The organism is Anoxybacteroides rupiense (assembly GCF_014196195.1).
GTDB lineage: Bacteria > Bacillota > Bacilli > Bacillales > Anoxybacillaceae > Anoxybacteroides > Anoxybacteroides rupiense.
Genome location: NZ_JACIDF010000002.1, coordinates 64925 through 91269, shown reverse-complemented (window position 1 = coordinate 91269; position 26345 = coordinate 64925). Strand labels below are relative to the sequence as shown.

16 protein-coding genes and 2 pseudogenes are annotated in these 26345 nt (G+C 39.9%); 13 read left to right on the top strand and 5 right to left on the bottom strand.

Going from position 1 to position 26345, the window contains the following annotated elements; translation table 11 throughout:
- Positions 1-77: 77 nt before the first annotated feature.
- Complete coding sequence (locus GGQ95_RS18265) at positions 78-482, bottom strand: heavy-metal-associated domain-containing protein (RefSeq protein ID WP_244963595.1); 405 nt, start codon at positions 480-482, stop codon at positions 78-80.
- A gap of 215 nt (positions 483-697) precedes the next feature.
- On the opposite strand from GGQ95_RS18265, the gene GGQ95_RS03915 reads away from it, so the two are divergent.
- Positions 698-2545, top strand: a complete 1848-nt coding sequence (locus GGQ95_RS03915; RefSeq protein ID WP_183186401.1) for a monovalent cation:proton antiporter family protein — start codon at positions 698-700, stop codon at positions 2543-2545.
- A gap of 345 nt (positions 2546-2890) precedes the next feature.
- Positions 2891-3553, top strand: a complete 663-nt coding sequence (locus GGQ95_RS03910; RefSeq protein ID WP_066150298.1) for a DUF975 family protein — start codon at positions 2891-2893, stop codon at positions 3551-3553.
- A gap of 590 nt (positions 3554-4143) precedes the next feature.
- Here the strand turns inward: GGQ95_RS03910 and GGQ95_RS03905 are convergent.
- Positions 4144-5334, bottom strand: a complete 1191-nt coding sequence (locus GGQ95_RS03905; protein ID WP_183186400.1) for an MFS transporter — start codon at positions 5332-5334, stop codon at positions 4144-4146.
- A gap of 123 nt (positions 5335-5457) precedes the next feature.
- Between GGQ95_RS03905 and GGQ95_RS03900 the strand changes: the two genes are divergently transcribed.
- Positions 5458-6342 carry a LysR family transcriptional regulator gene (locus GGQ95_RS03900; protein WP_183186399.1) on the top strand — a complete coding sequence of 295 codons (885 nt, stop codon included), beginning with the start codon at positions 5458-5460 and terminating at the stop codon, positions 6340-6342.
- A gap of 296 nt (positions 6343-6638) precedes the next feature.
- On the opposite strand, the gene GGQ95_RS18955 is transcribed toward GGQ95_RS03900, so the two are convergent.
- Complete coding sequence (locus GGQ95_RS18955; RefSeq protein ID WP_231734672.1) at positions 6639-6818, bottom strand: hypothetical protein; 180 nt, start codon at positions 6816-6818, stop codon at positions 6639-6641.
- A gap of 65 nt (positions 6819-6883) precedes the next feature.
- A complete protein-coding gene (locus GGQ95_RS18255; RefSeq protein WP_244963591.1) occupies positions 6884-7039 on the bottom strand; it encodes a hypothetical protein in 156 nt (51 codons plus the stop codon).
- A gap of 1016 nt (positions 7040-8055) precedes the next feature.
- Between GGQ95_RS18255 and brxF the strand changes: the two genes are divergently transcribed.
- The 10 genes and pseudogenes from brxF (at position 8056) to GGQ95_RS03850 (ending at position 25984) form a co-directional block, all read left to right on the top strand.
- Positions 8056-8499 (top strand): BREX-3 system P-loop-containing protein BrxF, encoded by a 444-nt coding sequence (brxF, locus tag GGQ95_RS03890; protein ID WP_183186398.1) that lies wholly within the window; start codon positions 8056-8058, stop codon positions 8497-8499.
- 15 nt (positions 8500-8514) lie between these two features.
- The gene (locus GGQ95_RS03885) at positions 8515-12216 is read left to right on the top strand and encodes a DUF6079 family protein (RefSeq protein ID WP_183186397.1); all 3702 of its coding nucleotides are present in this window, start codon (positions 8515-8517) and stop codon (positions 12214-12216) included.
- A gap of 15 nt (positions 12217-12231) precedes the next feature.
- Entirely contained in the window at positions 12232-15066 is a 2835-nt protein-coding gene (locus GGQ95_RS03880) for a DNA methyltransferase (RefSeq protein ID WP_183186396.1), read from the top strand.
- A 104-nt stretch (positions 15067-15170) separates the two neighbouring features.
- Entirely contained in the window at positions 15171-17126 is a 1956-nt protein-coding gene (gene pglZ / locus GGQ95_RS03875; protein ID WP_183186395.1) for a BREX-3 system phosphatase PglZ, read from the top strand.
- A complete protein-coding gene (locus tag GGQ95_RS03870) occupies positions 17127-17840 on the top strand; it encodes a hypothetical protein (RefSeq protein ID WP_183186394.1) in 714 nt (237 codons plus the stop codon).
- 38 nt (positions 17841-17878) lie between these two features.
- The gene (locus tag GGQ95_RS03865) at positions 17879-21079 is read left to right on the top strand and encodes a DEAD/DEAH box helicase (protein ID WP_183186393.1); all 3201 of its coding nucleotides are present in this window, start codon (positions 17879-17881) and stop codon (positions 21077-21079) included.
- Between the two features lie 148 nt (positions 21080-21227).
- Entirely contained in the window at positions 21228-21404 is a 177-nt protein-coding gene (locus GGQ95_RS18800) for a hypothetical protein (RefSeq protein ID WP_376768702.1), read from the top strand.
- A 1-nt stretch (position 21405) separates the two neighbouring features.
- Positions 21406-21854: pseudogene (locus tag GGQ95_RS03860) on the top strand (restriction endonuclease).
- 230 nt (positions 21855-22084) lie between these two features.
- The gene (locus GGQ95_RS03855) at positions 22085-24115 is read left to right on the top strand and encodes an ATP-dependent nuclease (protein ID WP_183186392.1); all 2031 of its coding nucleotides are present in this window, start codon (positions 22085-22087) and stop codon (positions 24113-24115) included.
- Between the two features lie 15 nt (positions 24116-24130).
- Positions 24131-25984, top strand: a complete 1854-nt coding sequence (locus tag GGQ95_RS03850; RefSeq protein WP_183186391.1) for a UvrD-helicase domain-containing protein — start codon at positions 24131-24133, stop codon at positions 25982-25984.
- Between the two features lie 54 nt (positions 25985-26038).
- Here GGQ95_RS03850 and GGQ95_RS18250 read toward each other — a convergent pair.
- Positions 26039-26305 (bottom strand): annotated as a pseudogene (locus tag GGQ95_RS18250) (transposase); the annotation flags it as partial.
- Positions 26306-26345 lie beyond the last annotated feature (40 nt).

Here is a 26345-nt window from a genome sequence, read left to right as displayed (position 1 = left end):
GGAATTGACGGTTGAAGCTTTTAAAACTTGAAATGGTGGTCGACAAAGCCAAAACGGACATTGTCGATCACCATTTTTTACTGGATATGAAAATGATGCTGCTGTAACGTAATCATCATTTGTTCTTTTGAAATTTTTTTGTCGTCGAATTCGACTTTGATTTCCCCATCAGCCGTATCGATTAATACTCTTTCAACGCCTTCAAGTGAGTTTAAAAGCTGTTCGATTTGCTGAATTGGCTGCTGGGAAACTGCTTCTGTGACAAAAAAGGTTGCTTCTGACATACTCTTCTCCTTTAAATTCATAATTTCTTTTGTGGCATCCATACAAACTTGAAAATGGTTGAACCATTGCACCGGGGGAAGGTACGCCGCCGCCCCGTACTTCATGAAATCGTGCTGTGAAACGGCTGATCGGTTGTTAAGCACAACACAAATCCGGGATAAAGGCAAATGCCGCCACACACTAGTGTAACCAAACATTTGCAATTTTTATCCATAAAATGAACTCCGGCGTCTGACCAAGTCTAGGGGTTGAGCATTTTTTCGCAAAGAGTCAAGCGGAAAGGAAGCAAATGATAAAGAGCGAGCTTTTAGCTCAAAAAAGAGATCGTCCAATGGTTGGATAGGGACGGGAAAATTGTAAACTTCTTCGCGATTTTATATAATGGTGAAAACAAATGAAAGGAGGAACGATGATGGGGCAGCATTCATCGATTACATCTTTGCTCATTGTCATTGTTGTCGCATTTTTTACTCCGCTTTTCCTGCATCGTTTTCGCCTCCAAGTTATTCCGGTTGTTGTTGCTGAAACGGTTGTTGGAATTATGATCGGTAAAACGGGATTGAATATCGTTAAGTACGATATGTGGCTTGAAACATTGTCGACACTTGGTTTTCTCTTTCTGATGTTTTTAAGCGGATTGGAAATTGATTTTTCGGCATTTGCGCGTAAAACGAAAAAGAAGAAGGAGGACGAACCGAACACATTTGTTCTGGCCTCTACAGTGTTTGTCGGAATTTTTCTCGTATCACTTGGTCTGTCTTATTTATTTGTCTGGGCCGGCTACGTGGATAATGCCTTTTTAATGACGCTGATCATCTCGACGATCTCGCTTGGGGTGGTTGTGCCGACGTTGAAGGATGCCCAGCTGATGAAAACATCCGTTGGCCAGACGATTTTGCTGATTGCGGTCATTGCTGACTTAGTAACGATGGTGTTGTTGGCTGTTTTTGTTTCCGCAAATGAATCCAATAGCGGAAATACGTGGCTGCTTCTTGGCTTGTTTGTTGCTGGCGTTCTGTTTTATTTCGCCGGGAAACATTTTAAACGCCGTTCGTTTGTTGAAACGATGGCAAAGGGAACGATTCAAATCGGCACTCGCGCCGTCTTTACGCTTATTATTGTGCTGGTGGCTCTCTCGGAGTCGCTTGGAGCTGAAAATATTTTAGGCGCGTTTTTAGCTGGCGTTCTTGTTTCGTTGTTATCGCCCAATCCAGATTTTGTCCATAAGCTCGATTCCTTCGGCTATGGTTTTTTCATTCCGATCTTTTTTGTGATGGTTGGAGTGAACTTGGATTTGCGGCCGCTCTTTGCCGAACCGAAAATTTTATTGCTCATCCCGCTTCTCTTTCTCGCTCTTGTCATCTCGAAGGTGGTGCCTGTCTATTTGCTGCGTATTTGGTATGATTCCAGAACCACGCTTGCTTCGGGGTTTTTGCTCGTTTCCACACTGTCGCTTGTCATTGCCGCCGCGACCATTGCCGAACGTCTCGGGATGATTGATGAAAATATGAAAGGCGCGCTTATTTTAGTGGCCGTATTAACGAGCGTCGTTTCGCCGATCATGTTTAAGAAGCTATATAAGAAGCAGGTGGAGGAAACACCGAAAATGGCAGTGAAGCTGATTGGCACGAATCAGTTTACATTGGCGGCCGCCCGGGATTTAAACGCTCAGCAGTACGAGACGACCCTATACCATATTAAAGAAGAAAAGCTGGAGCTTTTGGCATTGGATCATGTGTTCCCGATTATTGATATTGAAGATTATTCATTTGCGGTATTAGAGGAAAACGGGGCATTTGCTGCGGATGTTGTAGTCGTTCTGACGGGCAATGAAGCAATTAATGCGCAAGTGGCTGCTTGGGCGAAGGAGCAGGGAGTTTCACGTGTCATCGCCTTTGTTGACTCGCCAAATACCGTTCAAGAATTGCAGGCAAAGGGAATTGAAACAGCTTCCATTGCTCTTTCGGCGGCTGCGGTCTTAAAGTCCTTCATTGTTTCGCCTCATATTGTCGATATGCTGACAGATAGCAACGTGGCGCTCCATGAAATCGAAATGAATCATTCCGCGTACCATGGGGTCTTGCTTCGTCAATTTCCATTCTTAGGAGATTGTATTATTGTCCGCATTTTCCGCGGCAACGAGTCGCTCATTCCTCATGGAGATACAGAATTGCGCATGGGCGACCGGCTGATTGTTACGGGCTCGGAAGAATATGTGTGGGAGCTAAAGGAACTGTTCGAATACGGGAAAGCATTGTGAAGCGAAAGAGCTGTTTTTTGCTTTTGATAGAAAAGAAGCAGGTTTATCCATTAAATGAAATGATAGGTAATCCACACTAGTGAGAAAGAAGGAAGCGTTGTGCGAAAGAAGAACAACGCTTCTTTCTTTTGTATATAGAAGCCTGCCAAACGCAAGATGGTGAAGGAGTGAGGGGATTCGATCAACTCTTTTTGTTTGGCTTCATGACGACAAGCTTAAAAAAAGGTAATTTTTTACCATTATTTGTTATGAAAGGTGGAGATTTTATGAAATCTATGATAAATTGGAAACGAGCAGCGTATATTGGGACTGTAGGTGTTATTTTATGAACAAGGAGGAAGCATCATGAGTTTATCAGCATTGAAGCGTCAAGCAAGGCAGTCTCTTAAAGGAAAATGGGGCACAGCTGTTTTATTGATGATGATCTATTTTTTGGTGAGTGTGCTCATTCCGACGGTCATAGAGATCATCATAAGCGGGGGATGGGACGTATGGCTTGAGCAGGAGAACACGCCCGCTTCGGCCGATGTATTTAACATCCTGTACTCCCTTGCCGCGATTCCATTCAGTATCGTAGTATATTGGTTATTTTTAGAGGTATATAGAGGAAGCGATTTTAACATCGCCAACATCTTCACCATTTATGGAGAAGGGAAGCGTTCGCTTAAACTGATCGGCACCTCGATTTTGTTTGGCGTTTTCGTCTTGCTTTGGAGCCTATTGCTTATTATCCCTGGAATCATTAAATCATTGGCATATTCACAAACCTTCTTTTTATTGAAAGATCACCCGGAATACGGCGCTCTTCAAGCGATTACAGAAAGCCGCAAGCGGATGAAAGGGTATAAAGGGAAGCTGTTTTTATTATATTTGAGCTTTATCGGTTGGGGAATTTTAAGTATTTTCACCCTTGGCATCGGACTATTATGGCTTATTCCTTATGTCTATGCTTCACTTGCTGCCTTTTACGAAGAATTCATCCGCACGCAAGAAGAAAGCGTGGAATAATCAGGTACGATCGCTGCTCATCGCTGCATGCACCTCCCATCGCATGCGAAACAAGATAATGGCGGCTAGCGGATTGCCTCGTGATGGGCTTTCCGTTGCCGCCATTGCTTTTTGGACAAAAATTCCGATAGATTTTATGGGGAAAATCGGGATCAGTCGGATGCTTCGCTAGATTGAAAGGAAACGAACAATCGGCCTTGTGTTTGGATAAAGAGGATCGCAGGAAACCAGCCAAAAGCATTTGACAGGCCGGTTTTTCGATCGATGGATTGGCCCGGCCAAAAGCAGCTAAAACTCCGATAGAAAGAGAGTGTTGGCTGCTTTTTTGGTAACTATTCACCCTAGTGCTAGTATGTAAAGGAATCCAGCATAAACAAGGCCCTCTCATCATAGAAAATGCTCTGGCGGGTGGGGAAGAGATTTTTTTATTAAATGGAAATTGATCCAGAGAGAAGGGCGCCATCGCCTTGAGAGGCTCCGTCCCACACTGCGGCGGCGACACGCTGAGTCCCATCGCCGCTGAGCGGTCTGCGCAGGGTCAAGCTTGGTTCGCGCGCTCTTCGGGGGCGCTTTTCTTATGGTTGGTGCCATCAGCCTGTTTGGCGGACGGTTATGCCGGATTTGCCACCGCTTCGTTGGTCGAACCAGTAATACAGCCCGATACCGGCAAGGATAAGAAACGTGCTGCCAAGATATAAAACGCTGTAGCCTGTTTTGGCAGCGACAAGCCCCACGAAAAAGGAACCCATGCCAAATCCGAAGTCGAAAATCGATAGAAACGTTGCCGTTGCCAAACCTCTGTTGGGCGGCGGAGCGACTTGAATCGCGATCGTTTGCAAGCTCGGAAACGTCGTGCCCCAGCCAAGCCCAATGAGCCCGGCAGAAACAAGAAAAACAAGCGAGGTTGTCGCCGTGCTAAGCAAATAAGTGCCAAGCGCAAAGCAAACGATGGCCGGATAGATGATCACCTTCGCTCCGTAGCGGTCGAACCATTTTCCGGTGAACGGCCGTGAAATAAGGAGAACGGCTGCATAGATGATAAAAAAGTAGCTGGCTGCTCTTGAAAACCCTGCTTCCTTCGCGTAAATCGAAACAAAGGAAATGATTCCGGAATACGCCAGCCCAAAAAAAGCCGCCAAAAGGGAAACAGGAATGGCGGAGCGTTCCCAAAGCTTTCCGGCTGTTTTCTGCGCTTGGGCGGAGCGGCTGGCCGCGTTTTGCTTTGGCAAGCGGATGAATAGCCCGATGGCAATCGCTACGAGTACGCATAAAGCGTTTATACTAAACATAGCGGCCGCCCCGTGCCGCATGAACGTTAAGCCGAGAAACGGGCCGATGACCATCGCGAGATTGACCGTTAAACCGAAATAGCCCATCCCTTCGCCTTTTCGCGAATCGGGAATTAGGTCGGCCACCATCGCGCCGTTAGCGGTCGTCGCCATGCCGAAACCGAGACCGTGAAAAAAGCGAAGCGCAAGCAAACCGACAAGCGAATGCGCGAAAAAATACAAAAGCGAAGCGGCGCCCATGATGATCATCGCACTTAAAAAGATGACGTACTTCCCGGACTTTCCCATCCACTTTCCGGAAATTGGCCGTACCATAATGGCTGCGATGAGAAATATCGTCGTAATTAAGCCGATGGATGACGGGCTGCTATGCAGTTCTTGGACGGCATACACCGGCAGTGTGACAAGCAAATAATAAAAAATAAAAAATGTAAAAAAGTTCACAAAAGCGACGAGAATAAAATTTTTTGTCCATAGTGGCTGTTGGTGCATCTGTCTCTCCTTCCTGTTGGATCTTTGCGGTATTGCCTTCTCTAGCATATCATGTCTATAATTATATGTTAAATATCTATTAAATAGTTGATATATACGTTTTGCCTATATAGGAGGATCGCCATGGACATTCGGCAATTGCGTTATTTTCTTGCGATTGTAGAAGAAGGACAAATCTCGCGGGCGGCTAAAAAGCTAAACATGGCCCAGCCGCCGCTAAGCCAGCAGCTGCGCCTAATGGAAGAAGAGCTTGGCGTAACGCTGCTTGAGAGACAGCGAAATAAAAAGAGCGTGGAATTGACGGAAGCCGGGAAAGTGTTGTATGAAAAAGCCCGGCACGTTTTACATGTGTTGGAAGAATCAATGCGGGAAGTCAAAGAAACAGGGGATGGAGGGCGGGGAGAACTGTCGCTCGGTGTCGCTTTATTGTGTGCATCCTATTTGCCGGAGAAGCTTCAGCGATTTCGCGAGCAATATCCGCACGTCTCATTTCGCTTGTGGGGAGGGGACCCGTTCAGCATTCGCGAGCGTTTAGAGCGGCGCGACATCGAATTGGCGATTGTCAGCCTTCCGATTGATGACAGCGGGCTTTCAATGGTTCGGCTTGGTACGGAGCCGTTTATGTTGGTGGCTCCAACGTCTTGGGAAATGTTGAATAATCAAACCGCGGTGTCGATAACGGAATTGGCGGACGTTCCCCTTCTTCTCGTCCGACGCGAAAAGGGAGAAGGGCTATATGAGCAGCTGATGGCGGAATGGGGGCGTTTCGGTATTCGCCGCAATGTTGTATGCGAATGCCAAGATGTCCACATTGTGCTCTCGCTCGTCGCTTTCGGCATGGGAGCCAGCATCATGCCGCGGACGGCGATTCCGCCTTTCATTCGCAAGGAACTGCGAGTCCTTGAGATCACCGATACAGCATTATGCTCGGAGACGGCATTGGTGTGGCTGAAAGACCGCTATTTATCAAAAGCGGCCCAGCGGTTGATAAAGATGTTGGCAGAATAGTGAGTTATTGTCATAGCGTTGAATCGTGAAAGAACGACGAATTTTGGCGGCGAAAGAGGGAGGATTTCCGGCGGGGCTACCGATATTTTTTAGTGTGGCCATCAGGCGCTCTTGCGGCTGATTCAATGGTACATGCGATAAATGAAACGAGATCGGCCCAAGCTCGCGGCTGAAGGGCAAGCCGGCGGTATGTCCCAGCCTACCTAGAAGCGCTTTATCGCTATACAGTTTAGGAAGCGAGTAAAGCCCTCCTCGCCGCCGTAGCAGCCCGCAGATTATGAAATACTCCCCAGGACTCACGTCAAGGGGATAAAGCTTTCCCGCATCTCGGACAAAATTGAAAGTCGCGATGCACTTGTTTTCCGCAATCGGGGCAATAGCGGCTCTCTTGCCGCTCCGGCCGCTGGTTCATGGCCAAATCGAACGTTCAGCGGATCGGGTTCTTCGCGGCTGTCGACAATATCCAGCACGGACATGCGGTTTTTTCCTGTAGCATTTTTGTAATGATAAACCGCTTGAAAAATGCCAAGCCCGATAAAAATCAGGCCAAAAACGGAAAAAACCGGGTGGCTCCAAACGGTGAATCACGCGTGATGGAAAACACCATCCCCATCCAAAAAATTCCGAATACAACAGCGGTGATGCTCCCGACGAACCCTTGCAGCGAAGGTCCCCGGCCAGGTTTGATGCTTTTCATGCCACCCCCTCCCAATGAATAGATATAGAAATATTCAGGTGCTGTCATATTGAATTCACAAACAAATGCTGGAACGCAGTGGCTAGTTTGTAAGCCAAATATCTTCACGCTTCTTGCGGGGCCATCCCCGGCGAAGAGCATGGAAACAGAAGGAGGCAAGCAGCCAGGCATAAAGAATGGGAAGGGCGTTAAACAGGATAGCATCGTAACCGGGAAGGGGAGGCTGATTAAACCGCCACCTTCATCACTCAAAACGGCCAGCGCTTCCACAGAAAAACCAAGAGCATTTTTTTCGTGCCAAAACGGCTGTCTATTTTGTAAAATATGGGATATATAGTCGCGTTTTACAAATAAATGTTTCGTTTTAACCCTACTATGAAGATGAAAAAATTCTCTACAACTGGACAGAACAAATTTGTAATTAAGCAGTATGTAGAGATATGCGTTTTCTTTTTAAAAGAGTTATGATATCTTTTGGAAAGGACTTTGTTTCAAAAGAACATGTGTATGAGATGTTAGTTCTTTTTGAGTAATTTATTACTCTATGTGTTTAATGAGGGAGATTGAAGCAAATGATCTAATTGTATCATGGCATATCAAGAGTATTATAATTAAAAAATATGTGGTGAAAAGCTATTGTTTAACCTGTTTGAAAGATGATAACATGTATAAAGTTTTTTTAGAAAAATCGCTCTACTCTATGAAAAAGTGGGCTAATCTTAATCGTGATTTCCTGCTAATGACACTTATTTTGGTTCTCTTAAATCAAGTTATATTATGAGATAATATATCTACGAGAGTGTCCCTTTCCTACTAAAATATAGAGCATATGATATACAACCTAGGGTATATGGGGAGACAAACAACATAATATTATAAAAATATTAGTACTGTAATATCATCCAACAAAATTTACTTTTATTCTTATTTTTAGTAAAAATGTAAAATTATCCAAATGATAATCAAATTTCTAATTAGGAAATATAGAATTTTGTATAATGAAAGGTGCGCATGCTATGAGCCTTCAAAAAATTGTAGCTGAAATCGAGACTTTGGAATCATGCTGGCACAAGCTCCTTTTTATCGTTGGGCTTGCAATAGCTGAAGATAAAAAACTCGCTAATACTCTTTTCATTCCGTATGTGAATGTTAGTTTGTTGGTAAGTGAAAAATTACAGGAACTACCAAAAACTAGCTATCCTTTGAAAGTAGGGGAAGTCCTTAACGATCACCTCAGTAGCTACAGTGTACCTATACTTTGGTTAGGAAATATCGAAATTTTATTCGATCAACAATTGCAGCAACATCCAGTACGGTTGCTCGAGCAGCTTAGTAAGCGGTTTAATCTTCTTGTGTCTTGGCCAGGTGAATACAAGGGAAACGCATTAATATATGCGACTCCTGAGCACCCGGAATATTTTAAGTGCAGTGAATTTGAAGGGAAAATCATAACAGTATAAGGAAGGGGAATCGTTATGTTACGTTATAGCGATTTAATTCAATTTGAGCCAATTGAGTCAGTCGTACAATTGCGCGATGCCGATAATAAAGAACGGGCAGTACATTTATTAAACACGTATGTTATTTCAGAGCGTATGGCGGAACAACTCGATGATATCATCATCGAGCAACTTCAATTCGACCGTATCGTCGATAACAAAGGTTTGTTGATTGTTGGTAACTATGGAACAGGTAAATCGCACTTAATGAGTGTTATTTCGACGATTGCCGAACAGCCAGGTGCGAGCTTCTATATTAAAAATGAACGTGTAGCCGAAAAGGCGAAAGAAATTGAGGGAAAGTTTAAAGTCATCCGCACCGAAATTGGCGCTGTTAAAATGTCTTTACGCGATATCATTTGTCAAGCTCTACAACAAGGTTTAGCGGATTTGGGAATTGATTATACTTTCCCAAAAGCTGAAGAAGTGACAAACAACAAAGACATGCTTTATGAAATGATGGAATTGTTCCATGAACAATACCCTGACCAAGGGCTTCTGCTTGTTGTAGATGAATTATTAGACTACTTGCGCAGCCGCAAAGAGCAAGAACTCACGTTAGACTTAGGTTTTTTACGCGAATTTGGCGAAGTTTGTAGTAAAACTCGTTTACGTTTTATCGCTGGAATCCAAGAAATGTTATTCGACAATCCAAAGTTTCAATTCGTTGCTGATTCTTTACGTCGCGTAAAAGAACGTTTCCAAGAAGTAAGAATTATCCGTGAAGACATTGCCTATGTTGTATCAGAGCGATTACTGAAAAAAGATGAAAAACAAAAAGCGCTCATCCGTGAGCATTTAAGTAAATTTACATCATTATACCATCGCCTTGGCGAAGATTTAGAGACATATGTGAACATGTTTCCGATTCATCCAGCATACTTAGAAACATTTGAAAAAGTAAATATTGCCGAAAAACGTGTTGTACTACAAACAATTAGTAGAGAAATCCGCAAGCTATTGACCGAAGAGGTTCCAGAAAATGAAACAGGCATCATTTCTTTTGACCGTTATTGGCAATATATTGAGGAAGATTCTTCACTAAGAAGTAACCCGAATGTAAAAGAAGTGATGGGCAAAGTACAGACGCTGAAAGATCGCGTGCAAAACGGATTAAAACGTCCCACTTATAAGCCGTCCGCTTTGCGTATTGTTAATGCGCTTGCTGTTTACCGCTTAGCAACAGACGATATTAACGTTCCTGTCGGTTTAACATCCGAAGAATTGCGAGACAAGTTATTTTTAAATATTGGGACATTGCTAGACATGGATGATGACGCAGCGGATTTCTTAAAAACAACAATTGAAGCCGTACTTAAAGAGATTATGGCAGTTGTGAGTTTCCAATATATTTCTACAAACCAGGAGAACGGACAGTACTATCTGGATGTAAAAAAAGATATTGCGGTTGATGAACTTATTGAAAAACGTGGGGAAGAATTGGCAGAGCATCAATTAGACCGCTACTATTTCGAAGTGCTGAAGCAAGCAACCGAAGTAGCAGACAACACGTACGTTACTGGCTATAAAATTTGGCTCCATGAAATTCCATGGGAAGATCGCCGTGTCAAACGGCAAGGTTATTTATTTTTCGGGGCGCCAAACGAACGTTCAACGGCGCAGCCTGAGCGCGATTTTTATATTTATATGCTGCGGCCGTTTGAACAACCGAAATTTAAAGACGAAGAAAAGGCCGATGAAGTATTTTTCCGCATGACTAAAAAGGACGAACGATTTGTTCGCTTATTGCGCTTGTATGGCGGAGCACGTGAGATGAGTAATGATGCGGCAACTACGACAAAGAGATTGTATAATGATAAAGCTGTAAGCTATCTACGTAGTCTTGCTAATTGGCTAAAAGAAAATTTTGTAGAGGCGTTTGAAATTCAGTACCGTGGTAAAAAAGGATCGGTAATGGAATTTGGTATGTTTTTGCCGGGTAATGCAACGCTGATCGAAATTATTAATACAGTGGCTGAAGGCTTGTTAAGCCAGTGGTTTGAGGAAAAATATCGGGATTATCCTTCTTTCCGAAAACTAGAAAGAGGCTACTTAACAAAAGAGAATATGGCGACGTATATAAGCGATGCCCTTTCTTATATCAATGGAAGAAAAACAAATCAAGGGGCAGCCATTCTAAATGGCCTAGTGTTATTAGATCAAAAGGGTGAAGTGAATGTTCGCAACTCTGGTTATGCCCGTTGGGTGATTGAAAAATTAGAGGAAAAAGGGCACGGGCAAGTATTAAACCAAAACGAGTTAATCGAAACGATTTATACGGCGCAAGGTACGGAAGACGTTCGATTAACAAAAGAGTTTCGTATGGAACCGGAACTGCTGGTTGTTATACTAGGAGCTCTTATTCAACAAGGTGAAATTGTCGTAACGGTAGATAACAAAACGTACGAAGCAATGAATTTTAACGAGTTTATTAAACTGCCTTTAAACAAGTTAACCCATTTTAGCCATATTAAAAAACCGAGCGGATTGCCAATTCCGGCTATTAACGCCTTAATTGAAATGTTTGAAGTAGGCAAAGGAAATGTGACCGATGACAATTGGCTTGAATTTGCCATCAAGCAAATCATGAGTCAATCACGGCACGCTATCGAAAAAACGGTAAAAATGGTAAATGATGTGCGCAATAAATTCGATATTTGGGACGGTCCTTTATTCTCGAATGAGGAGCGTAACGCATATATTGCAAAGCTTGAAAGCCTAAAAAACTTTTTAGAAGGTTTGCAAGTATACAACTCGCGGGCTAAAATGACGAACTTAAAATACAGCGTGTCCGACATTGAACAGCAGAACGAAACCTTAAAAATTGTGGCGACTCTCGAACAACTACAACAAAAAATCCATGAATATACAAAAGTAGCCGATTACTTGTCAAAGGCGAAATTGGTGATGTCAACGAATAAAGAATGGCTTGAAAACGTGGATGTAGCGTTAGACAATTTAGCGATTGTGTTAAAGGGAAATAACGATTGCACAAGCGAAATTCGTGAGTTGGAAAAATTAAAGGACGAGTATATCGAGCACTATTTGCAGTTGCATCAGCAAGCACGATTGAATGCAACAGAGGAGAATAAGAAAAAGGCATTGCTAAATGACAGACGTTATATGGCTTTGAAAGAGCTCGCATCGCACATTGATCTATTATCTCGCCATGCGCTAGATGAATGGAATAAAAACATTCAGTTGCTAAAATCTTGCTATCAGTTAACGCGCGAACATTTACGACGCGATCCGATATGTCCATACTGCAAGTTCAACCCGCGCGATGAACGGATGGTACAACGCCATACATTGGAACAACTAGAGGAGCGGCTCGAGGACTTGCTTCAGACATGGACAGAAACGCTGTTAACGAACTTTAATGATCTGATCGTACAAGAAGGCCTTTCTCTACTAAATGCTGATCAACAACAGCTTGTGAACGACTTTATCCAAAAGCAGAAATTTGATTTGCCGATTGACATTCGCCTTCTTGAAATTATAAATGATTTATTAAAAGGGATTCATAAAGAAGAGATTCATATCGACCAGCTGGTCCAAATGATGGGTGACGGCAATCCGTTAACGGTTGATGATGTGAGGAAGAATTTCGAAAAATTAATGAGAGCGATTGTCGGAAATAATCAGCCGCACCGAGTTCGCATTCTCGTGAAAAAATAAAGGGAGGAAACAACAATGGACGAAAAGCAATTGTCTTTACTTGATAATCATGAACAAGCAGACAACGGTCCCGTTGTCTGCTTAGGCATGACATTTAAAAATGACGAAGAGCGAAGAGAATATTTCCGAAACGAACTGCGCAAAAAGTTGCCGGAACTAAAAAAAATTGAAGGCTTCCCGATTGGCGATGACGAGGACATTATCGCGTTATCAGATCCGCCATACTACACAGCGTGCCCGAATCCATGGATTAATGATTTTATTGAGGAATGGGAACGTGAGAAAAAAGAGAAGTACGGTAGAGATGAGAATGAGGAGTATCATCGGGAACCGTTTGCGGCGGATGTGAGTGAAGGGAAGACGGATGCGATGTATATGGCACATGGTTATCATACTAAAGTGCCATTTAAAGCTATCATAAGATACATACTTCATTATACAAAACCTGGTGATATAATTCTTGACGCTTTTTCGGGAACTGGCATGACCGGTGTATCTGCGGCGTTAAGTGGTTATGAAAAAACACTTGAAGATATGAACTTTCAACTTGGTTCCAATGGTGAAATATTATTGGATGGTAGTATTTTTTCAAAAATCGGGCAAAGAAAAGCAATTTTAAGTGATATCTCCCCAGTAGCCAGCTTTATTTCTTATAATTATACAAACATACCCGATGCTGAAGAATATAAAAAAACAGCTCTTCGCATTCTTTCGGAAGTTGAGGAAGAGTGTGGTTGGATGTTTGAAACAATTCATAGTATTGATGGTCAAAAGCAAGTAGATAAGAATGGTAATTGTATTATAGGTAGAATAAACTACACTGTTTATAGTGATGTTTTTATGTGCCCTAATTGTTCAAACGAAATAGTATTTACTGAAGTAGCTTTAGACTTTGAAAGTGGAAAAGTAAGAAGTGAGTTTAACTGTCCTTATTGTTCTGCAAAATTAAACAAGCGATTGTTAGAAAGAGTAATAGAACACCGTTACGATCCAATTTTAAATAAGGTGGTGGGCTTTTCTAAACAAGTTCCTTATTTAATTAACTATAATGTTGGAAAACAGAACTTTACAAAAAAAGTTGATCAGTATGACATTGACTTAATAAATAAAGTCGAAAATACTTTAATCCCTTACGTAGTACCACTAGTGAACCTGCCTGCAGGTGTAAATACTGATCAGCCTAGAAAAAGTCACGGAATTGAGTACGTGCATCAATTTTATACTAGGCGGGCGTTATATGTTCTATCTAAATTATTCGATGTACTTAATAGAATTGAAGGTGGTCTAAAATATTACTTAATTTATACCTTTGAACAAGCAATTTTGGGAATGGCTAAAATAGCAAGATACGTACCTACACACTTTTCGCAGGTAAATCAGTACCTAAGTGGTACACTTTATATTGGATCACAAGTCGTAGATCCTTCTTTAAGATATGTAATAAAGAATAAAATTGATAGACTTGCTAAAATACTAGCCGAATATCGTACTGCTTTCAATAAAACCAATTTAATAACTACTCAAGCAGCACAAGATTTAAATCAAATTGGGGATGAAACAATTGACTATATATTTACTGACCCCCCTTTCGGAGCAAATTTAATGTATTCTGAGTTAAACGTTTTGTGGGAATCGTGGCTAAAAATTCGCACAAACAATCAAAAGGAAGCAATTGTGAACAAAGCTCAAAATAAGTCACTTTTAGACTATAAAGAATTGATTTACGATTGTTTTAAGCAGTATTATCGAGTTTTGAAGCCAAACCGATGGATAACCGTAGAGTTTAGTAATTCCCAAGCATCGGTTTGGAACACAATACAAGAAGCGATTCAAAAAGCTGGTTTTATTATAGCGAATGTTTCGGTGTTAGATAAAAAGCAAGGGAGTTTTAAAGCTATAACATCAACTACAGCAGTAAAGCAAGATTTGGTAATCTCAGCTTATAAACCGAGATATGAAACCGTAACAAAAATGAAAGAGCAACAAAACACCGAAGAATCCGCCTGGACCTTTGTCCGCCAACATCTTGAACAGTTACCGGTATTTATTGGACATAAAGGGGAAGCGCAGATTATTGCGGAGCGCACACCCCGTATTCTATTTGACCGTATGGTTGCGTATCATGTGCAAAACGGTTTGCCTGTACCAATTTCATCGGCGGAGTTTCAGGCTGGCGTGGCACAACGCTTCCCGATGCGTGACGGCATGGCGTTTTTAGAGAGTCAAGTTGCCGAGTACGATAAAAAACGAACGTTAGTGAAAGAATTTGTTCAAACAAGCTTGTTTGTCACCGATGAAACAAGCGCGATCGAATGGCTTCGCCAGCAATTATTAAAGAAACCGCAAACGCGGCAGGATTTGCATCCAAACTTTATGAAAGAAATTCAACATATTGCGAAACATGAGAAGCTGCCGGAATTAGATGACCTACTGCATCAAAACTTCTTGAAATACGAAGGCGATGGCCCGGTCCCAGATCAAATTGCAAGCTACCTGCGCAAAAACTATAAAGATTTGCGTGGATTGGAAAATGATGCCGCGCAGTTGAAAGAAAAAGCGCTGAATCGCTGGTATGTGCCAGATCCAAACAAACAAGCCGACTTGGAGAAGCTTCGCGAAAAGGCGTTATTGCGTGAATTTGAAGGCTACCTAGAAGAACTTGAAAAGAGCAAGAAAAAGCTCAAGCAATTCCGCACTGAAGCGATCCGTGCCGGGTTTAAGAAGGCTTGGAGCGAAAAAGACTATGAGAAAATTGTTAAAGTTGGCGAACGCTTGCCGGAGAGCGTGATTCAAGAGGATGACAAGCTGTTAATGTACTATGACAACGCCCAAATTCGCTTAGGATTATAATGGATAGAAAGCCTGATTTTTTGCCGGAAAATCAGGCTTTCTCTATATTAATGTTGTTATAATGGTAGGTAAGGATAAAAAGAAACGATTTTTAAGGTGAGACAATGAGAACATGGCGTGATGTAATTATTCAAAAGTTGGAAAATCAACAGAACCGGTTGTTATTAGTAAATGACCCTGATTATTTATTAAATGATGAAATTATTTTGCGACGATTGCGGGAATATCAATATGAAGTTGTTCATTTTAACGACAGCATCCTCGTTCGTTACCTATATGAGTCGCAATGGAGAGACAAGATCGAGCAAAATGAAGTGAAATTGCTTGCCTTTAGCAACGAGGAAGATCGTGAATGCTTTCCTTTTGATTTTTTAAGAGCAGGGTTCCATATCAGACTAAAAATTAGCGATTTATTTCCGAAATTTTCCCCAAGTGTTATCAAATATCTTGACAAAGAAGACTTTGATGCACTGTTTTTCGCCCATAAGCAATATCAAGGTTCTTGTTCTGATCGGGAAACATTAGAATACATCGTGAAACATGTTTATAAAATTGCCTATGAGTTCATTGATAACAAAGCCGAGTTGTATAAATTGCTTCTTTCTGTTCATTATGAAAAGAAGCAATTGCCGACCATTGTCCAGCAGTTTTTATCTGATCAATTATCAGGTCAAAGTGTGTTTTCCGACATTCCTGTTAAACATTTGCTTACATCCTCTGCTTACTTCTTTCAGTATATCGAGAGGCAGTGGGCACAATTTATTGAACAGCTTACTGAGTTGAAAGAGGGAAGCATATTAGAAGAAAGCCCTCTGTATTTGGCTCATCCGTTTTCAAATTCAGACGTGAGAAGATTAATGAATGATTTATTTGCTGAGGGGTATATAAGAAAAGTAAAAATAACGAGCTCTTGCTCCTTTCCGACGTGGATGAAGCATGGCATAGAAGTGGATGAGGAAGGAGTCATAAACGAAAAAATTCGTTATCTTCGTGACAAAATTGTGGCACAGTTAACGTCTGCTTCTCGCTATAAAGATTGGCTCACTATCATGGAATGGCTAGGGGAATATAAGTGTACGATTTTAGATATAGGTAAGGGAGAACTGGAGAGTGAAGTACACACTCTTTTTCAGGAAGTCAATAAAAAGTTTGAAGAATGGATGTTGGAATCCTACCGTTCATTAACCAGTTTGCCGCCAGTTCCTAAGCCGAAAATGGTTCATCATATTCCCCAATTTCTTGCATCCAAGCGGGAGCAAAATGAAAAAATTGCGCTGCTTGTGTTAGATGGAATGGGCTATGTTCAATGGAGAAAAATGAAACATCATTTAGTGAGCCAAGGGTTTTCATTTGAAGAAAACAGTGTATTTGCGTGGGTGCCGACGTTAACTTCTGTTTCTCGACAAGCTCTTTTTTCTGGATTCATGCCTTCAGCGTTTTCGCAAAATCTTGATACAACAGCAAAAGAAGAACGCTATTGGAAAGCGTTCTGGGAAAACAATGGACTGCTAAAACAGTATGTGTCCTATCAAAAAGGTCTAGGAAAGGAAGTTTACAAAAAAGAAGGAATTGCCGCATTTAAGCGCCCTACTATTAAAGTGTACGGTGCTGTTATTGATATGATTGACCAACTGATTCACGGGGCTGTGCAAGGAGAAAAGAGTTTAATGTTAGAGCTGCAGCTATGGCTAGATACTGGTTATTTAGCACAGTTGTTAAGGGATTTGCATCGTGAAAAATTTACCGTATATATTACTTCTGACCATGGAAATACGGAAAGTGTAGGCATCGGGCGCGTTTCTGAAGGGGTTCTAGTTGAGCAAAAAGGGGAACGAGTTCGAATTTATAATAATCCGCTTCTATTGAACGATGCGCTAGGTAAAATGAGCGGTATTTCTTGGTCGGGCGTTGGACTGCCTGAAGACTATCATGCTTTGTTAGCTCCTTACGGTCAAGCATTTGTCAATAAAAACGAACGGATTGTGAGTCACGGCGGTATTAGCATTGAGGAAGTCATTGTTCCTTTTGTCAAAGTGATTCCGAGGTTAGGAGGATCATAAATGGTAAAACCAGTAGGATTTGATCAAAAAATTATGTTACACCATTTAGACTTTACAGCCAATGAAGCAAGGAAGTTATCGCGAAAAGAAATGTATGAAGCGCTTGATTATTTTTTGCGAAGTGATATTCAAGGGGCAAAATCCAGAAAAAACGCAATTACGATGTTAATGAAAATATGGTATTTAGTAGATGAAGAGTTCATTTCATTACGCGATAAGGCACTTGAAGCGTTTCCTTCTTTGACGAAGGAGGAACGGTTATTGGCCCATTGGGGAATGACGATTTTGGCGTACCCATTTTTTAAAGATCTAGTTCAAGAATTAGGAAAGCTATTCCGTTTACAAGATGAGGTTCCAAGCTCCGCAATTGGAAGGAAAATGAAAGCTTTGTATGGAGATCGGCGACGTGTAGAGGTAGCAACATCGGCTGTATTAACCAGCATCAAGACGTGGGGAATTGTTGATCTGTTAAAAAGCCGTTCGTATAAACCAAGTTCTAAGATACCGATAGCATCTACCGATCTTCATTTATTTATTACGGAAGTCATTTTGCGGGCAACAGATGTTACGGCAATGCCTATCGATCTGCTTCATAATCACGCCTTATTTTTTCCGTTTTCGTTCGATATCAGTGCAACAGAGTTACGAGCGAGTGATCAGTTTCAGCTCAATAGACAAGGAATCGATTTATTGATAGTCGAGCTATCGTCTTGATAGCGACATCTCTTATTGCTATTCATGGAGGTTGTATCATGTTTAACATCGGTGAAATTGTGCATGGGCCGCATTTTCCGGAAAATGTTGAAATTAAACGATTCGAGTTGTTTGGTGACTTTTATATTGTTGAAGCGATCGGACGGGATACAAATCAATTTTACGAATTAATGTTGGAAAAAGACAAAGTAACAGAGTTAAGGAGTTTAAAACAAAATAAAAATGAAAGCGCGATTCAAGGGCTTGACCTCCAGCGATATTTACAATATTTAATATTACGCAATGAGGTGAAATATTCACGAACAAGAGCGTTAGGGAATAAAAAACTATTGCCGTTGCCACATCAAATTGAAGCGGTTTACGGCCGAATGCTGCAAGTTCCCGAAATTCGTTTTTTGCTGGCTGATGATCCGGGGGCTGGTAAAACGATTATGTCGGGAATGCTCATTAAAGAATTAAAAGCTAGGTATAGCGTAGAGCGAATTCTAATTTTAGTTCCACCATTAGTCGTGAAACAATGGCAGGAAGAATTATTAGAGAAATTTAATGAACACTTTCACATTATCAATCGAAATGCATTAAAGGAATACGGTGGAAAAAATCCTTTTGCTGCTAACGAATTATGTTTAGCTTCTATGTATTGGGCTGCACGGGAAGATGTCAAACGATTCATTCAAGAAGCACAATTTGATTTGATTATTGTTGACGAAGCACATAAAATGGCGGCGTATACTCGTGGAACAACAAAGAAGCGCATTTCGAGAACAAAACTGTATCAATTAGGCGAGTCAATATTGCGCAAGACACCGCATTGTTTATTGTTGACGGCTACCCCACACAAAGGAGATATGGAAAACTTTCGTCATCTAATGAAATTAATTGACGAGGATATTTTTTCTAGTATTAGTAGAAATGAAAGTTTGCGTGAGAAAACGAATCCATTCATGATCCGCCGCTTGAAAGAAAGTATGAAAAACTTTGATGGAACACCGATCTTTCCGAAACGAACGACGAAAACGATTCAGTATACGTTGACTGACCAGGAACTTGCTTTATATGATGCGGTCACCCAATATGTGAGAGAGCACTTTAATAGAGCGATGAGTAAAGGAAACAATAGTACGGCGTTTGCCATGATGTTGCTGCAACGCCGCCTGAGTTCGTCTCTAGAATCCATTCATTTATCACTTAAACGAAGATATAAACGTTTAGTGCAGTTATATAAACAGACAGAAGAGGAAAGAAAAAAGCATATAAAAAAATTAGGAAGTCTAGAGCTAGAACATTATTTAGAAGAAGCAAGTGAACAACGAGAATTGATTGAGAAGCAATTAGAACAATCTATCGATTCCATTGATACAGTTGAACTGAAGAAGGAATTGATTGTTTTAAAGAAGTTGATTGAGCAAGCGGAAAATCTTAAATTATATGCGGTCGAGAGAAAGTATCAAGAATTAGAGAAAACGTTATTTGGAACGAATGGATTACTTCAACAAAATGAAAAAATCCTTATTTTTACTGAGTCGACAGATACTTTGAATTATTTGGAAAGAAAACTTCTTGAGCATGTGCCAAAGGTTGCGAAAATTGTAGGTAGTTTTTCGATGGATGAACGCAGAAGACAGGTTGAGCTTTTCCGAAACGAATGCCAAATTATGCTCGCAACAGATGCAGGTGGGGAGTCCATCAACCTTCAGTTTTGTAATCAAATGATTAACTATGATATCCCTTGGAATCCGAACAAATTAGAGCAGCGAATGGGACGTATTCATCGTATTGGACAGAAAAACGAAGTATTCATATTTAACCTAGTGGCACAAAATACGCGTGAAGGTAGTGTGATGATTCGCCTTCTTGAAAAGATGGAGCAAATGAAGGAGGATTTGGGTTCCGACTTAGTTTATGACTTTATTGGCGAAGTACTAGAGGATCGGTTCGATAGTTTAGCAGATTTAATGCAGGAAGCGATCCTAAATCGAGAACACTTAGACGATGTTATCGCCAATATGGAAAAAACATTGTCGGAAGAACATCAAAAGCTATTACAGTTGATGCAGGAAGAGCGGATGGTTGAAGATCCGCTTGATTTAGCCGTTTTAAAACGTGAGCAAAATGACTTAAAAGTCAAACGTATTCCGTTTCGTGCTTATTCAGATTTAGCGACATACGTTCTGGAAAAGAAAAAAGTTCGTATATACGATGCAAATGATGGCAAAGTAAAACGTATTGAACGGTTGCCAAAATTTATTCGCGATAGCTTACCGGAGTTATCCCGGTACCAAGGGGAGAGCTACCGTTTTACAGGTGTGCGTGAATACGAATCGGAGGAAGTAGCTTTATTAAATAGCGATCATCCGATTTTTAGGCTAAGTATGGGGTTAATGAAAAAAGAAAATGAAAAACGCTCATGGGGCGGGTATTTAGCAACTTATGATATTCCGGAGCCATTGAGAGTAGAGATATACAATATTAGTGTTGTTGATGGAACAGGAAAAGAATTAGAAAACCATTATATCCACCTGGCGAAACGAGAAAATGGTGAAATCATTTCACTTGATCCATACTGGCTATTTGTTGGAAATTTTTATGAAAGCGTTGTTGAATTAAGCGACGATACAGTAAATGAATGCCTTGGACACGTGCTAAAACATGCCTCCTTCATTAGGAATGAGGTCCAATTGAAACGTCAAGAACAGTTAGATAAGCTCCAGGAGTTTTTAGAGAAATCCTTTAATGAGCAATATCGAAGCACGCTAGAGAAATTAGAAAAGTACCAACAGGAAAATATCGACAATCGCAATAGTGCTCTCATTAACCAGATGAACGCGCATTTAATTGATTTGGATATGAAAAAAGAAGAGCGTCTAAATGTTATTCTTCGTCAAAAGAATATCAGTATGAAGCCACCAAAAAAGATTTTCTCGTTGCAAATAGCACCTACAGGACGCAGCAAAAGAGTGATGGCTACTGATTATAAAGAAGTCGTAGAGAAATACGAAAGAGCAAATGGACGGATGAATATTAAAATGTTTGACTGCCTCGCTCTAGTTGATTTTTATAGCGAACGCTTTAACGGCGAAGAGCGTTATATTCTATTAACGCATGATCCAGACTATATGCCGTCAGAAGAACACCTGGAAGACTTAGCTGATATCTTGAGCAAGCTCTATATTTATGTAGTGCAAGACGGTCAAATCGTTCAGGAAAGGGCAATGGCCGAGGAAATTTTTGTGTTTTGAGATGGAAGGATATGAATGCACCAACTCCTTCCAAACCTGAGGGGAGAGGAATGAGTTGGTGTTAAAAATATTACCGAATCAGGGTTTCGATATAATTTATGTAGAATAATTTTCAGAGAGTGTGTTAAAGAGCATGTAATGTCCTAGCATGTCGGATATCATTACACGGCTGCAAAACCGCACGAACTTAACGCGGAAGACGATCGTGGAAATTTTGACCGGCTGCAAGCGTTTGGACGATTTCAAAAACAACCCACAAAAATTTATGGAAGAAGTGACGACAATCATTCAACGCGAAATGCGCTTGTTATTGAAGAAGGTGTGAAATATTACAAAATCGGCAACGATGCTTATTATGCAGTGGAGTTATTCCAAAACGAAGAACTGCTTACTTAAACGACAACGCCATTCGTAGCGAAAAATCGCCGTTTGACCATGTCGTCTACGATTCCGATATCGAAGCGAGTTTCGCACAGCGGTTTGAAAACGACGAAAATGTGAAAGTATACGTCAAACTGCCAGGCTGGTTTAAAATCGACACGCCGATTGGCTCTTACAACCCGGACTGGGCGCTCGTCGTCGATAACGATGGTGAAGAAAAACTGTATTTGTCCTTGAGACAAAAGGTACGGAACATGAAGCGAATTTACGTCCGGAAGAACAAGCGAAAATCGACTTTGCTCGCAAACACTTTAATGCCATCGGCACCAGCATCGAGTTCATAGGACCGGAGAATAATGTGAATAAATTTATGCTGCGAGCGGTGAGTCGATGAATGAGACGACAGAAGCGGAAGAGCTTTTGTCTTTTTTTGTTTTATGACAAAAATCGACATTATTTTATATAAACATACGATATATTTCTATATAGGTACAGAAACATCTAAGAGAAAGAAGTTAAGGAATTTAAAGTGTATGGATAGAAGTTGTTAAGATACTTATCACTCTTCGAATGTTTTTTGTTGGTTTCATACGCTTAATTATTACTTTTGGGAGGGGATTTTGGATGCAGTTAACAAAATTAAAGGTGAAAAATTTCCGTTCATTTGGAGATAAAGAAACCGTTGTACGTTTTGATCAGTTAACTACTTTTATTGGGAACAATAGTTCTGGGAAGACAGCTCTTATTCATGCATTATTAAAGCTGTTTGGTGAAGGGAATAATTCATTGAAACGCTCAGATTTTCATTTGCCTTTTGATAAAAAACCAGATGAAATGGATAGATGTGAACTATATATTGAAGCGGTGTTTGAGTTTCCGGAGTTACAAGACAATCATGGGTTTATAACATATAGCACTCCAACGTTTTTTGACAACTTTGTGGTAGAGGATGTTGGTAAACCTCCTTATATACGAATTCGATTAGAAGCTACTTGGGAAAGAGGAAACAGTTTTGAAGGAAATATAGATAGCCAAATTTATTTTATTACTGCATCGGAAGACAGTGAAATCGAAGAGCAACATAAGAAACGGGCTACGAAAGCAATGTTGTCAAATATTAAGTGTATTTATGTTCCTGCCTTGCGTGATCCAAATGAACAACTGAAAAATGTTTCAGGCTCTATACTGTATCGTATTTTAAATGGAGTTAACTGGGCAGACAGAACGGTTGATGATATAAGGAAAAAGACTGCTGAATTAGATAAGCTTTTCAACAATGAAACAGGTATTAATACTCTTAAATCAGCGATACAACAATACTGGAACAAATATCATGGAGATAACCGATATAATCAAGCTGTTTTAACATTTAATGGTACTGACATGGAAACGATTCTGAAAAGAGTGGAGCTTAAATTTTTTCCTACAGAAACTGAAAGAGATTATAGTGTAAATGAACTTGGGGATGGATTACGATCTTTATTTTATTTGTCGCTGGTAAATACTTTATTGGAAATTGAAAACCAAGCACTCTCTGAAATAGGAGCTAATCAACGCTCTTTTAACATAATCCCACCCGTTTTAACAATTGTGGCAGTCGAAGAACCTGAAAATCATATTGCTCCTCACTTGCTCGGAAAAGTTATGAAAAACCTAATTGACATTTCTACAAAAGAAAATGCTCAGACCATTCTGACCTCGCACTCGCCAGCAATTATAAAACGAGTAGACTGTAAGAGCATTCGTCATTTTAGGATATGTAATAAGAGACGATCATCTGTAATAAAAGAAATAAAATTACCTAAAAAAGAATCTGACTGCTTTAAATACGTCAAAGGAGCAGTAGAGGCCTATCCAGAGTTGTATTTCGCTAAACTTGTTATATTGGGTGAAGGTGATAGTGAAGAGTATGTTATTAAGAAAATATTGACTTCTTTGGGACGTGATATTGATGTCCAAGGTATATCAATTGTTCCTCTTGGCGGACGGCATGTGAATCATTTTTGGAAGTTATTAAAAGATTTAGATATCCCACATATAACACTTCTTGATTTTGACCGTGAAAGACAGGGTGGAGGATGGGGAAGAATTAAATATGCAATAGAACAATTAATTGAGAATGGACTTTCAAACGAAAAGTTGTCAACCGTTGAAGGTATAGAGGATTTTTCAGATGATTTGGAACAAATAGAAAAAAAGATAGGTTACAAGGATGAGGTAGTTAATCCTTGGATTAGTTTTTTGGAAGATAACAACGTTTATTTTTCCTATCCATTAGATCTAGACTTCATGTTGCTCGAAAAATACTATAAGGAATATATAGACTCTTTAGATAAAAACGAGGGACCTAGATTAAAAATTAATAATGTAACTAAGAAAATAGCTAGCCTTAGCGATGAAGATTATAGTTCTTCAGAATATCAAGAACGATTAACTTCTTACATTCAGGCGACATTAAAACAAAATGGGGGGGACGGAAGAACTTATAGCGAGGCTCAAAAACAACTAATGATTTGGTATAACTACTTTTTTTTATACAAAAGTAAACCAGTAACTCACATGAGGGCTCTTGAAAAATTAGATTTCTCCCAATTACAATTACCTGAGCCTTTAGAACGTTTCATAAATGCTATTGTGAAAAAAATAGAGGGATAGGGGGAATTTTTTTATATGAAGTTTATAAGTCCTTCTGATTGGAAACCTGAAGGAGTATGCTTAGAAGATGCCGCGTTAGAAGCTGTTGTGACTAATAAAAACTTGCTTGTTGTAGCTGGACCGGGTGCGGGCAAAACCGAGTTATTAGCACAAAAAGCATGTTATTTATTACAAACTAATACATGTCCCTATCCAAGGAAGATTTTAGCTATTAGTTTTAAAAAAGATGCAAAGTCTAATTTAGCTGAAAGAGTTGAAAGGCGTTGTGGAAAAGAGCTTTCCAAAAGATTTGATTCAATGACTTTTGATAGTTTTGCTAAGTCTATTGTTGATCGGTTTCGGTTAGCAATTCCAGAAGAATATAGACCTTCACGGAATTATGAAATTACAAATAATGAGATATTACAAAGGATATTTATTAAACATTACCCAGATGCGATTCATTGCAAAAAAAAATCGGAGCTAAAAGAAAGAATTCATGCAACAATAAAGAAAGAGATATCTTTGCCTCATAAGAGCCAGACACTTAAAAACTTGTGGCATGACTTACTAAATGATAATGAAACAGGGAAGTCTCAGGTAACGTTTTCGATGATTTCGATATTAGCCGAGTATTTAATTAGAACAAATCCATTGATTTTAAGGGCATTAAACGCTACATATAGTCATGTGTTTTTGGATGAATTTCAAGACACTACATTTATCCAATATGAATTAGTTAGGACATGTTTCTTACAATCTTCAGTTAAGCTTATTGCTGTAGGGGATAGTAAGCAAAGAATTATGGTTTGGGCAGGAGCAAAAACAGATGTATTTGAAGATTTTAAGGATGATTTTAAAAGTGTCGAAAAAGAACTTTTAATGAATCATCGTTCTGCTCCAAGATTAATTCAACTTCAAACATCTTTATATCCATTACTTAATAAAGGAAAAATTCATATTCAACCTAATGACAAATGGGATATGCAGGATGGAGAGGCTAATTTGTATTATTTTGATGATTGCGATCAAGAGGCAGAGACAATAGCTAATGAAATAAAAAATTTAATTCAATCTAATGTTGACCCACGTGAAATTGTTATTCTTGTGAAACGGAGTTTAGCTAGTTACACATGTAAAATTCAGGATAAATTGAATGAATTGGATATTCGTTCAAGAGATGAAGGAGAGTTTCAAGAGTTACTAAAGGAAGATATAGTTAAACTCCTTTTAAGTGTCTTATATTTAGCAAATGAACGTAATGCAGATAAATGGATGTTTCTAACTGAATTTTCGCTTTTATTAGATGGCATAATAGATGATGATAACCAGTTTGAAAATATGGGTAAAATTTACAATTCAATAGATACATTGATATCAAACTGTAAGAAAAGGTTAATAAGATTGTCTGTTCAAAAAGATGAAACTGACTTATTAAAATTAATGAATGAAATCGTAGATTTTTGGGGATACGAAAGGATAAAAACTATCTATCAACAGTATAACGAAGAAAAATATTTTAGGGAATTAATTAGTCGAACTGCCCAGTTATTATGGAGTGAATTCATACTAAATAACGATTGGGTAGAGGCCATAGAGTATTTTGAGGGAAAAAATATCGTACCTATTATGACAGTTCATAAAAGCAAAGGACTTGAGTATGAATTTGTTTTTTTTATAGGATTAGAGGATCAGGCATTTTTTAGTTACGATACACAAACTAACGAAGATAATTGCACATTTTTCGTAGCAATATCCAGAGCAAAAAAGAGAATTGACTTTACTTTTTCACGTGTTAGAAAAGACAAGAATCAGCATTGTATAAAAATAAAAAAATTACATCAGGTTTTGATAGAATCAGGGCTTGTGCAAGTTGTTAAAAAGCTATAAATCATTGACGAATCATTAGCACTTATATAAGTTACCCCTTGAGCTAGTTGGACTCTACTGTTCAACTAGCTCAAGAGAAACAAGCGTGTAAGCTAATAAAATATCGTCTAATGCCGTTTCAACCCCTTCGACGCTGTGAGCACGGATCGAAGTGAGACGAAATACGTCCACAAGGAGAAAAGATGGTTTCCGCGATTTTTCGTTTTCGACGCATCCATTGTTCCCAGAAACCTGTTGATTTTTGCGGAATGGTGTCCAAAAAGCAATCCCATATTCATGATGAAGCTTCTTTTGTAATGGTTGACTGACGTATCCTTTATCTTGTAACTGCTAAAATAAAGTGGACAGTTTCCGCCCAATA